We start from the raw sequence: 13,087 nt of genomic DNA, 5'->3' as shown, positions 1-13,087 counted from the left end.
TGCTGTTGCTTGGACACTAACCTCAACGGTCCTCCACAAGAACCCTCTTAACTGACAACTGATAACCGATAACTGACAACTATAAAAACTGACAACTGATAACTATTTAGAAGCGTGTGATGAAAGAGACGCGATGTGCGTTGCCGACATAAGCATCTGGTACGAAAGCGTAATCAAACTGGAAGTCGATACTTGCTAACGCGTCTTCACCACTGCGTCGTACGCCGATGCCGAGTGCTAATCCGTCGCTTGGATTCTGGTTCAGACCGATTCGATATCCGACGCGTGCCGCGATACTCTCGTAAAACCACCGCTCTGCCCCGATATGAAAACTCGGATTTGCATCAAGAAGCGGGAGATGTGCGTCTGCGACCAATGCCCATACCTCCTGCGCCGGCATCGGTTTATCTGTCTCTGCTTCTGCAGCAGGTTGTTTCCACGTTCTGTAAGCGACTCCTGCCCGAAGTGCCATCGGCAAGTTTTCTCCACCGTCTAAGACCCCCGCATTTTGAACAGCAACACCAATACCGAGGTGATTGTCAAGCAAGCGCAAAATTAATCCGACATCTGCTGCAACTCCATAGGCGTTCTGAATATCCAGTTGCTCTGAAATTATCTTTGCTGTACCACCAACTGATATTGCTTCGCCGAGTGGATAGGCGAGGGATAAACCTGTAGCAAACCCACCGATCGTTGCGGTACTATCTGGATCTTCGGTTGGTCCCTGTCGGCGTTCAATTTCGGTGAAACTACCGAGGAAACTGGCACCCCAAACGAGCCGTTCTATGCGCTGCGCGTATCCGATGGTTTGGTTGTTAATTTCTGCGAACGAAAAGTGTTGCATCGCGGTCAATTCTCGGTCATTGACGGCGGTTAACCCTGCTGGATTCCAAAAGATGGTATTGATGTCGTTAGCAAGTCCAGCGAAGGCACCGCCCAATCCGGCGGGTCGGCTGCCACCTTCAATTTTCAGGAAAGCGGCACCGACTGTTCCCGCGCCATCGTTAATATCAGCGTGCAAACTTGGGGCAGCTGCAGTTATTATGAGAAGTGCCATTACGATTTGAACGGCTCCCCTTTTCAGCATCATGAATTCTCCTTTTTTAGAGTTACCAGTGTCCAGTGTCCAGTTAAGAGGGAGTTAATCTGGTAACTGGTTACTATTCCCTCTGGTAACTGACAACTGGTAACTGGTAACTTCTTTCTTAGTCAACAACAAGCACCTTGCCCACAACATTTGCACTGTTTCCTGCTGCATTGACGGCTTCTAAACGGAAGATGTAGAGCCCTCTTGCGACAGTGTTACCTGACTGGTTCTCCAAATTCCATTTAACCAATTGGTCGTTCCGCTGTCCGGAAACAACATCCGGATAGGTTTGTGATAGCACCATATCTCCACTCCAATCATAGATGCTCAAAGTGAGTTCGATCGTCTCCCCGAGGGGTACATTAACATCAAAGGAGAAGAAAGCGACATCTCGTTGTGAGAGGCGGAGCGGATTTGGCCACCCAAATGTTGAACCACGGAAGGTGAGGGATACAGACATTGTATACTTTCCGATGTCATAAACGGCGTAGTTGCCTGCGTTATCTGTGACGCGGACATCTAAGTCGTATTCACCCGAACGCGTCGGCAGGAAGTCGATTGACCAGCGGCTCCACGGTTCTTCTTGCGCGTTGCTGTCATCGACCGCTGGGACCGGGGCAATCGGTTGATCGTCTGGACCGGTCCCTACGATTTCGACAAGCCAGACACCGGATGCCTGAACAGGAATTTCGCCTTCACCGATGCGCTGTGTGCCCGCCGGGTCGGTGGCTGTGCCTTCTAACGGCAGTGGTTCATCGGTTAGTTCGGTTTCACCACCATCACTGGTTACAGTAGCGGTAGGTTCACCTGTTTCATAGAGAAATTCTGTTGTGATGGAATCGGTTGGAGCGAATCCGAGGAGTTCGGAGTCGTTTCCAATACTGGTAACTTCGACTTGATAGTTTCCTCGAAGGGTCAATCCATCTGATTTAAAAACGATCGTGTCTACGCCGTTTTGCTGCGTGTTGCCAGAAAGTTCCGATCCGTCCGGACGCCTCACAGTAATTTTTGATTGTGCAAGATTGACCCCCAAGCCTGTATCAAAGATATTTGCTTGTATGACCACACCACCGGTTGTAGAGACTGCGGTCGGATAATTGTCCGTGTTAATGTCAACAAGCAATGGAGCATCGTTAATAAGTAATGTGCCAGCATCAATCATTGGCGGACTGGTATCGTAGATAAAGACCCTTTCATAAGGCTCATCATCGTTTCCTGCGCGGTCCTTGGGGTTAACGGTAATTCGGTACTCGCCATCTGCGGAACCGTTGTCTGCGAGGGGTGCCGTGAGGCGGAAAGTGAGGTTACCTTGTCCATCGTCGTCAACTCGCCCTGAAATTTTGGATGCGTTTGGTGATAATCGCTCAAAAGTTAACCATTTTTCGTCGAGATTTTCCCAATCAATACCAGATGTATTATCGGTGAGGTTGACGCGAATCTCTGTCAGTGAATTATTAACCCCGGGTTGTGCAACGACAAGATTGATTACATCATCGCTTTCAATTTCTGGTGCTTGTGTGTCATATATGAACGTCAATCGTTGCGTTTCACCGTTGCGCCCGGAAGCACTGATTGGCGTAAACTCAATCGTATAGCGGCCGTCCTCGGAACCGTCAGTCGCGAGGGGTCGAACCAGATTATAAATTAACTTGCCAGATGCCCGCTGTTGTTGGCCAGCAACAACTTGATCCCCCGGATTTAAGAGGCGAAGTGTTGATAGATGATTTTCATCATCTGTTTCGAGTTCCACTTCTATCTGCTCAATTTCTTCATTCGTGAAGGCCTCGTCTACTGGTGCTGTAACCGGTTCCGTTGAAACGATTGTAGGCAAACGCCTTGACAATAGGAAATTCCGTTCAAATCGGGTTGCTTGTCCGTTTCCGGCGCGGTCAACAGCTTGAACACGGATAGTGTATCGTCCATCCTCAACGAGTTGATTCGTGCTAAGCGTTAAGGTTGTTGTGCCGTTACTGACAATTTCACCTGATATTTGGAGTCCACTCGGGTTAACCAGTGTTATCGTAGTCCTTGTCCAGTCGATACCACTACCACCCGCATCATTGAGCGTTACCTGTACCTGTGTGACATCTTCGGTGAGAAGTGAACCATCAGCGGGGACTGTACTAACAAGCGTCGGTGCTTGCGTATCATAGACGATGCTATGTTCAACTGTGAAGGCATTGCCAGCTTTATCTCCTAACTCAATAACAATGGTGTATTCACCATCCATACTACCGTCAAGAGGTAAAGGCTGGTCAAGCGTAAAAAAGAGTTGGTTATTCGTATCATTAGTGAGCTGCGCAGGGACTAAATTGCCATTTGCATCCCGGAGGCTCACTTTCTGATCCGATAACTCAATATCTGCAGGACCGACATCTACAACTGTAAAGTGGAACTGCGTTAAACTCTGACTGATATAGGAGACCGGTTGACTTAAATCTATCGGGTCAGCAGCGATTATCTCTGGTTCTTGCGTATCATAAATGAATTCGCGATAAACGGTGTTTCCCTCGCGTCCGGCTTTATCAACAGGTGTAACATATACACTATATCGTCCATCGGTAGTGCCATCAGTCGTGAGTGTTATCGGTTTCCAAACGAGCAGGTCTACGCCATTAGAACTGATTTGACCGGGAACAACTAAATCCTCCATGTCTGCTACCGTAATATCCGATCCGTCACTGCCGAAGGATAATCCTGTCCCTGTTGGGTCTTCAAGTACCGCGCCTATAATCATGTTGCTTGCATTGGCGTAAACAACATCGCCGCCAGCTACTGTCTCGGCGTCGCCTATAACAACAGAACTGACACTCGGCAACGGTATATCGAGAATGAAAGTGTAATTAATAGGTGCAGTGGCGACATTACCAGCGATATCTTGTGGTGTGACAGAGAGGACATACGTAGCAAGTTGATTTAATTCCGGAAAACTGGCAGTTATCTGAGATGTACCGTCATCTTGCAATGTAAGCGGGATGTCCACTACTTCAGAGGTAGCAGCGACACCGGAACTCACGAGCGTAACCACTGTATTGACAAAATCAACTCTCGTTGCTTCGCCAAACTTAATCGTAATGCTGCTGATGGGTTCCAAAACCTCGGCAGTTCCTTGCGGAACAAGTTCTATCGGTGGTTCGGTATTTACCGTGACAGCAGAAAGTTGTGGCACTTGAGAATCATAGATCAAGAGGTGTTCCGAATTCGAGGTATTACCGGCTCTGTCAATGAGGGATAACCTGACTGTATACGTACCATCAACGCTTCCATCTCGAGCGAACGGGAGCGAGAGGGTCAAGTAGAGTTGATTTGTTAACTCGTCGGATGTCAACGTTGCCGGGACGACATTTCCAGAACCGTCTATTAACTCAATGGATTGTGCTTCCAGAAGCAGGTCCGCCGGTCCGACATCTTCAACAGTAAACGAAAACTGGTTCAAGCCGTCGCTGATGTAAGACACCGGTTGGCTCAACACTATGGGAGAAGACGCAGTGATACGCGGGTTTTCTGTATCGTAAATGAACTGTCGATAAACGACATCGCCTTGCCGACCCGCTTTATCAACAGGTGTAACTGCCACAGTGTACCGACCATCAGCACTGCCATCAGTCGGGAGCGATATAGGTTGCCATGTTAACCGGTTCTCGCCATCTGTGTGAGTTTGACCGGGAACAATTGTCCCTGAGGGTCCCGTCACAACAATGCTTGAACCACCATCCCCTAAAGCGAGTCCGGTGCCAGTCCCGTCGAGCAAAGTGGCGACTATTGTGGCATCACTGCCGTTGAGGAAAACAACATCCCCAATTTGTCCGCCCAATTCGACAATACTGACACTCGGCAAGACGAAATCAAGGCGAAAAGCGTATTGTACAGCCCCTTGGGCAACATTGCCTGCTATATCTTGCGGTGTGACAGACAGTGTGTACAATCCAGCTTGGGTGAGTGCGACAAAACGCGCGGTCAGTTGCGTAAGTCCATCAGCTGAGACGTTGATCGGAATCGGTTGTTCATCGGGACCGACTAAACTGACGACGGTATTCGCGAAATCAACTCGTGTTGCTTCCTCAAATTGAAGCGTAACACTGCTGATAGATTCCGCAACTTCGGTAATTTGCTGTGGAACGAGTTCTACTGGTGTCTCAGTATTTATCAAGACCGAGGAGACACGAGGTACTTGAGAATCGTAAACGAAACTCTGTGCCGACTCCAACATATTTCCTGATTGGTCAACAAGCGAGACCTTGACGACGTATTCACCATCCGCGCTCCCATCCTGTGCAAGCGGAGCATCAAGCGTGAGATACAGTTGACTGTTTATCTCGTCAAATGTGGATATCGCATCGACGGGCACGCCTTGGGCATCAAGAATTTCTATCGTCTGTTCCGATAGTTCTAAACCTGCGGGGCCTACGTCTTCAACAGTAAACTGAAATTGCGTAAGAGATCCACCAATATAGGTAACGGGTTGCGTCAATGACATTGGTGTAGCAGCGGTGATACGTGGTTCCTGTGTATCGTAAACGAACTGCCGATAGACAGCATCGCCTTGCCTCCCGGCTTTATCTTTGGGTGTAACAACGACGGTGTAGCGTCCATCGGCACTGCCATCAATGGGGAGCACTGTGGGTGTCCACGTTAATTGATCTGTTCCATTAGATGTGGTAATGCCGGGTGCGGGTAGCCCTGATTCAGTAGTGACAGCGATCGTTGAACCGCCATCATCCAAGTCTAACCCTGCCCCACTCAAATCAGCGAAAGTCGCGACGATATTGGTTGCCTCGCCGTTGACGTAGACGATAGTGCCGAGTTTATCGCCAATGAGAACCGAAGTGACTGTGGGTAAAGGGACACCGACGCGGAATCTGTAAACAAACGGTGCAGCACTCTGATTTCCAGCCAAATCCTGCGGTGTAATCGCGAGAATATATTCACCACGCTGGGTTAATACTTGGAAATCAAGGGTCAAGACATTTCCACCGTCATCAGAACGGTTAACAGCGATGTTCTCACCAGCCGGATTGGTCAGCGTAACACCGGTATTGATGAAGTCAATCCCCATCGCGTCCTGAAATTGGAGTGTAATACTGCTAATAGATTCTGGAACCTCAACAACCTCTTGTGGGAAAAGTTCTAATGGTGATTCCGTGTTTACCGAAACCGATGAAATACGAGGCACTTGAGAATCGTAAACGAAGACCTGCTCCGAATCCAAAACATTTCCGGATCTATCAACAAGCGGCAATTGCACGGTATATTCGCCATCGGCACTTCCATCTTGTGCAAGCGGCGCGTCGAGTGTGAGATACAATTGACTGTTTAGTTCATCAAATGTCAGCGTGGCACTGACAGAGGCACCTTGGGCATCAAGGAGTTCTATTGTCTGTTCGTCTAACGCTAAACCTGCGGGTCCGACATCTTCAACGGTGAATTGAAGTTGTGTGAGAGAACCGTTGATATAGGTAACGGGTTGAATCAATGAGACCGGCGTAGCGGCAGTGATGCGTGGTGCCTGTGTATCGTAAACGAATTGACGAAAAATAACATCACCTTGCCTCCCGGCTTTGTCTTTCGGTGTGACGGTGACGGTATAACGACCATCAGCACTGCCATCAGTCGGGAGCACTGTGGGTGTCCACGTTAATTGATCTGTCCCATTGGATGTGGTAATGCCGGGTGCGGGTAGCCCTGATTCAGTAGTGACGGCGATCGTTGAACCGCCATCATCCAAGTCTAACCCTGCCCCACTCAAATCAGCGAAAGTGGCAACTATGTTAGTGGCATCGCCGTTAAGGTAAACGATAGTGCCGAGTTTATCGCCAATGAGAACCGAAGTGACTGTAGGCAAAGGCACGTCAACCCGCAGCCGGTAAACAAGCGGGGCGGCACTTTGGTTCCCAGCGAGGTCCTGGGGCGTAACAGAGAGTACATACTCACCGCGCTGCGTTAATGCTGGAAAATCAAGGGTCAAGACATTGGCACCGTCATCCAACCGGTTAACAGATATACTTTCGCCAGAGGGATTGGTGAACGTAACACCTGTATTGGCGAAGTCAATACCACTAACGAGATCTTCTTGCGCGTTCTCAAAGGTTACAATGATTTGTGAAAAACCTTCAGCAACGATTGTTGTGCTACCCGTGGCAAGTTCGGGTTTGGAATCGGTTGCGACCTGTACGCTTTCGATCGCGGGAAATTGTGTGTCTAAAAGGAGTTGAAATTGTTGTGTTAAACGTTGTCCAATAAAATCGACGAAGGTTGCGGTTACAGTGTATTCACCATCTGCACTGCCGTCGCGTGGAAGAGGCGTTTCTATGTTCCAAGTTAACAGGTTATTTACTTCATTACGTTCAAGTTCAGTCGATGTGATAAGAGCCCCTTGGGCATTTCTGACAGTTAGTGTCGAGGCATTGGGATCAATACCGGCACCGATGTATCCACTGAGTTCAGCGACAACCGTAGTCAAATTATTGACAGTTGTAGTTTCTGGCATTGTCAATCGAATCTCAGGTTGGCTTTGACTGACGAGATAGAATTCGCGGCGAACGGTAACCCCGACGTTACCGGCTAAGTCCATCGGGGAGATTTCAATTATGTAGGTACCATCATCTGAACCATCTAAGGCAATCGGTTTTGCGAGCGTCAAGGTCGCTGCATCTGTGCCGTTACTCGTCAGATTCACAGGTACATCTACAGCGTTTCCGTCAACACTGCGAGTCAATCGGAAGGTACTCTGAATGAAATCTATACCGCTGGTTGCTTCATCAAGTACGATCTCAACTTGCGATAGTTCTGAGACGGTCTCATTGGCAGCCGGTGCCGTAGAAACGAGTGCGGGGAGTTGCGTATCGTAGACAAATTGGTATCTGTACGTTTCTGTATTACCGAGGATGTCTGTAGCTTGAACGTTGAGTACATAGTGTCCATCTTGGGTTCCGTCTCGGCTTGTCAGTGGCGTTTCTAAGACGTAAGCTAATTGATCGCGATCCTTTGCCAGAATAACGCGTCCGGGGAGTGTGTTGAGTCCATCACCAGCATCCTTCGTGCCGAAAGTAACACGTGTATCTCCATCCAAATCAACACCAACACCTGCATCATCAAACGTTGCGACAATCTGTGAAAGCGGCTGCGCGTGGTAAATGGTATCCTGATTAAGCGTGAAGGGAGATTCTTCTGTAGGACCTAAGGTGACCAACGGTGGAAGGTTATCAAAGATAAAAGGTATTTGTAAAGCCCCTGTCCGGTTCCCGGCTTTGTCCACTCCATCAATTTCAATTGTATACGTACCATCCATAAGGCCATCCCGCGCCAAGAGCGGCGATAGGAAGAGCCAACGGATTTTATTAGCAGTTGGTTGTGTCTGCTGTCCCAATACAGTACCATTGGGTCCGGTGAGTCGAATTGTGGAGTCGAAAAGGCTGAGGCCATTTTTAATATTATCACTGAGCGTTGCCTCAACAAAATTTGTCCATGTGCTAACGCCGCTACCGGGGGTCAACTTGCCGTTTGAAGTAGCGACTTCTGTCAAATTCGGTGCGATGTTATCAAAGGTGAAATTCAACGTTTTTTCGGCGAGGTTTCCAGCTCTATCAGCAACAGCTATTGAAATAGTATATTCGCCGTTTTCGGATGCTGTATCCAAGCGGTTGCCGAAGGACAATGTCAATGATTGACCCTCCTGGCTGAGGGATCCTTTTATAGTCGTATCATCTTGTGCCTCCACCATTAGAGCCGTGTCCACGTCGGTAAAATCAATCGGTGTACCCCCTAAATCGTCTGCCGTCATTTTAATCGATTGAATAGGGGCATTGATAAAAACACCATTAACAATGGTCAGGTTCTCATTAGCAACAACACGAGATATTACAGGTGCTTGCGTATCAATAGTAATCGGGTTGGTTTTATCCGATTGCGTAGAATTTCCACCTTTGTCAACTACCTTAATTCTTAGTTTGTACTGTCCATCTGGAAAAATTCTGAAATTTCTGTCTGCGCCATCCCAAAAGAATGTATGTTCTCCAGCAGTTTCCTCAAGCCGCTCAGGTCGCCCAAACTGAGTTTCGCTATCATTAACGACGCGAAAAAATTCCAATTCACTCTCTGTGACATCTTCATCTACACTATAATAGACAGTAACGGCATCAAGGAATCTGTCTCCATTTGGCGAGAATTCGGTGAGATCGGTGCCAATTGAAATCTCCGGGGCAGTTCTGTCTAAGGTTACTGTTGCCTCGTCTGAAAATGATGCCTCAGCATCAGGAGCCGCACCGTTTTCACGAATTTCCACACGAATTGTATAGGTGCCCTCTGAAAGATTACCGCCATTCCAAGCCTCAACGACAGTTTTTGTTTGATTTTCCTCTATAGTACCGGGACTACCAATTTGAACCTCGTCATGACCATCTACTTTGAGGATATAATCATACGGACCGAGGTCACTCGGATCATCTGATAATGAGATAGTAATACGCAACCTCTGGTTATCACCATTGAAAATCGTATCATCTCCCTCGGTATCAACAACAGACAGTGTTACAGAAGACACCGCCGATACATCGGTAGAAATCATTAAAGCTGTGAAACAGACAAAAATCTGAAAAAAGAGAAAATTCACCCATCGCGAACGGATTGGTGATTTGGGGGTTGGATTGTTTCCGAGTTTGTGTTGGTTTCGATTTTTGTGTGCCGGTTTATAAGCAACACCGTACATATTCTTAATTTTTTGCACTCGTTTCTCCCTGCTTTTCGCGAGTCCGAAAGATTGCAAAGATTCGGTGCTTCGCGTTGATTCACATATTTTCCGGGCAGGTTCGGACCTTATCCCGGTATCGGCACCTCCACGCTTCAACATATCAAGCGGTGTCCGGCAAACGCTTTTTGCACGTTAGACATGCCTCTGGCGTTGAATGGAGTGTGTCGAGAACTGCGTCGTATCTATTACTGCTTCTGACTTGTTTTTTCATTTCAAGTCTAAACGTTAGACAATATACACTTATGTCATAAGACGCGTTTTAAGGATAAAAAGGTTGCAATATTTTTACATATTCTTTAAAACTTTATGGTCTTGCGGGACAGGTGTATGAAATCCCCTTTAATCTTTGTTAGACGCAAAAGATTCAATTAGGTTGATAAAAATTACAGAAAAACACAAGGCATGTGATACTGCTACAGTGCGCGGTGGTAAACCGCGCCTGCAGCTTATAGAACTAAGACTTAACCGATGTCTCCATTAGCAACCATCGTCAGCAAAGCCGAATCATCTACTGTGAGGGGTAAATTAATCTTTGCCCGCCGCCGGCTCGACTCATACGTCGCAAAAATAAGTTCCGCCCCCTGCAGTGCTTTACGTCCGCTGAGTTCCGGCTCACGTCCAGTCTTAACACTGTCAATAAGGTCAAGAACAGAGAAAACTGTGTCATCGCCTTTCGGGATGTCGCTTAAATCAGGCGTTTCCCAACCGTCAGACTCCGCGCGTAGCAGGCGGACCGGCGCGCCACCACCGACATCAATAATACCTTCAGTGCCGATGAGACGATTCGAGAACCCTTGTGAAGAGGCACCACCGGTTGTCAATAAACCCTCGACACCGTTTTTCCAGCGGAACCAGGATAGACCGCTTGTCTCAACTTGCGTCCCGAAGACGAGTTTCTCTTCTGCTACATCTATTTGACCGATTACCCAGTCAACAGGTTCGTCGTTATTATAAAAAAGGAACATATCAAACCAATGTGTTCCCCAGTCAAGCAGATTTGAACATGAACCCTCAAGGCGGCGCAATTCACCGATTGCCCCTTCATTTGCCAGTTGTTTTGCCTTAATGAATTGTGCGCCAAAACGGCGTTGGTGGCAGAACGTTATCACCACGTCGTTATCCACACACGCCTGATAGAGTGCTTTGGCATCGCCCCATGTCGGTGCCATCGGTTTCTCAGAATGGATGGCTTTAATGCCGCTGTTGGCAGCAGCGATAACCATATCCCTATGGAGCGCAATCCACGTGCAGACGCTGACAAAATCGAGCGATTCTTTAGCCAGCATCTCTTCATAACTTTCGTAGGTATTGGGCACCTCAAACTGTTCCGCGAAAGCGTTCCTCGCGTCTTCAATCGGATCGGAACACGCCACGATCTCAACATCTGGAGATGCTTGATACCCGCGTGCATGGGCGCGCCCACGTCCACCACAACCGATGATACCTGCTTTAAAAGCTGCCATAGTAAATTTTCCTTTCCGCGCGACTCGGAGATCGCGCCTACAATTTGTTTAATAGGACTTACGCATTTCCGCTTAAAGTCCCTGATAAGGAGGATTCAGGGGGTTTAAAGGACGAAAAACACCGCTTTTTGCGTTTAAATGTCCGATATTTGCGCAATGTACGTAAGTCCTATTTAAGTGAATTGACTCAAAAGCGCGTCGTCAAAATAAATACCGTCAGCGAGATGGGTATCCCGTTGACGGTAAGCTCGCTCACCAGGGATCAGAATTTCCGTAACCCCTGATTCCGTTCGATTTTCCTTGACACATGCGATGAGCCTATCAACTTCTGTTTTGAATTGCGCCAACGGCACAAAGCTTGTCGGATCTATCACAATAATAAGTAGACCGTAATTGGTGCCGGGCGGCGGAATTGTCGCGGCGTTGACCAAGACCCCCGCTAGGATTTGCGTTACGAGTGCAAGTCCAAACCCTTTATGACCACCAAACGGACGGACACTCCCCTTCAATGCTGCATCAGCATTGGTTGTCGACTTACCCGTTGTATCAAATGCAAGTCCTTCAGGGATTGCGATACCATCTCGCATAGCGACGAGCAGATCGCCATTAGTGATCGCAGCGGTAGACATATCAAATAGGAGTGGTACTGTATTAGATGGGATTCCGACAGCGATCGGATTTGTTCCTAAGAGAGCCTCCGTGCCACCTTCGGGTGTAATGCGGGGCAGACAATCCGCAAAAAGCAATCCAACGACATCCGCTTTTCGCGCCATATCAACATAATATCCCGCCATGCCACAGTGTGATGTATTGTAAACGCCAACGATGCTCGCGCCGTTGCGCCTCGCGCGTTCAATTGCAAGTTCCATTGCCCGATAGGCAACAAGATAGCCGGGTTGGTTACCACCATCCATCCGGACGCAGAGTCCCTCTTCCTTGTCAACCTGAATGTCAGTTCTTTCGGCCTGCGCATAACGGTTCTTAATTCCAGTTAAGCGAATAAAGCCATGTGTTTTTCGCCCGCGGAGTTCGGCTTCCAATAGAATATCGGCGATAATCGCGGCATCGGTTTCGGACATCTCACTTTTTATTAAAAAGGTTTCCGCGAGTTCTCGCGCATCAGCAACGGAAATATGCACGTTGTCGCTCCATTTCTTTGGTCCGGCAATTTAATTCAAGTTTTTTGACTTTATGGGACAGGCAGTACGCCGTTAATACCGTTAGGGTGGACACGGCCAATGGATGCCACGCTGTCCCGAGAATCCCGGACCAACAGATGGACTATACGTCTGATCAGGTAGCCCAACGCGTGTGTCACCCTGAACCCAGTTTAGATCTGTTCCGTAGAATTCATCTTTTGATCTTTTTTTAACTTAAGTCTTTGTATTCTGTTATATCTTGAGGACTTAGGCAATTCCTTTGTAGGTGTGGTTTTGCGGCGTACGCGCCCAAATGCGATCTACATTCCTAAATGCACCTACCGCGTGGTAATAGGTGTAATTCCGTGATTTTTTGTAAGTCCTATTATTATTTGTTGAACTCACGTACATAAAAAACGCCCCAATGTCAATGGTTAATCGGCGGATCGGGGCGTTTTATTTTTTAATAGTTATCAGTTTTCAAGAAAAAAGTCGTCAGTTGTCAGTTATCAGTGGTCAGTTACAAGAACTCTCTTAACTGAAAACTGATAACCGATAACTGATAACTATTCTTACTGATAACTCATTTACTTCAGGATAACCATCCGTCGCGTCGCAGCAAAGTCTGCAGTCTGGAGTGTGTAGAAGTAGA

The 13,087-nt window shown here is 47.8% G+C and carries 4 protein-coding genes; all 4 read right to left on the bottom strand.

Annotated features, from left to right (window positions below; genetic code table 11):
- Nucleotides 1-106: 106 nt before the first annotated feature.
- On the bottom strand, nt 107-1,090 hold the full coding sequence (locus OXH00_14345) for a PorV/PorQ family protein (GenBank protein ID MCY3742191.1): 984 nt from the start codon (nt 1,088-1,090) through the stop codon (nt 107-109).
- A gap of 115 nt (nt 1,091-1,205) precedes the next feature.
- The gene (locus OXH00_14340; GenBank protein MCY3742190.1) at nt 1,206-9,809 is read right to left on the bottom strand and encodes an Ig-like domain-containing protein; all 8,604 of its coding nucleotides are present in this window, start codon (nt 9,807-9,809) and stop codon (nt 1,206-1,208) included.
- A 485-nt stretch (nt 9,810-10,294) separates the two neighbouring features.
- The gene (locus OXH00_14335; protein MCY3742189.1) at nt 10,295-11,296 is read right to left on the bottom strand and encodes a Gfo/Idh/MocA family oxidoreductase; all 1,002 of its coding nucleotides are present in this window, start codon (nt 11,294-11,296) and stop codon (nt 10,295-10,297) included.
- A gap of 173 nt (nt 11,297-11,469) precedes the next feature.
- Nucleotides 11,470-12,435 carry an Ldh family oxidoreductase gene (locus OXH00_14330; protein ID MCY3742188.1) on the bottom strand — a complete coding sequence of 322 codons (966 nt, stop codon included), beginning with the start codon at nt 12,433-12,435 and terminating at the stop codon, nt 11,470-11,472.
- Nucleotides 12,436-13,087: the final 652 nt, after the last annotated feature.

This window comes from Candidatus Poribacteria bacterium (genome assembly GCA_026706025.1).
Classification (GTDB): Bacteria; Poribacteria; WGA-4E; order WGA-4E; family WGA-3G; genus WGA-3G.
This window is presented reverse-complemented; position numbering and strand designations above follow the sequence as displayed.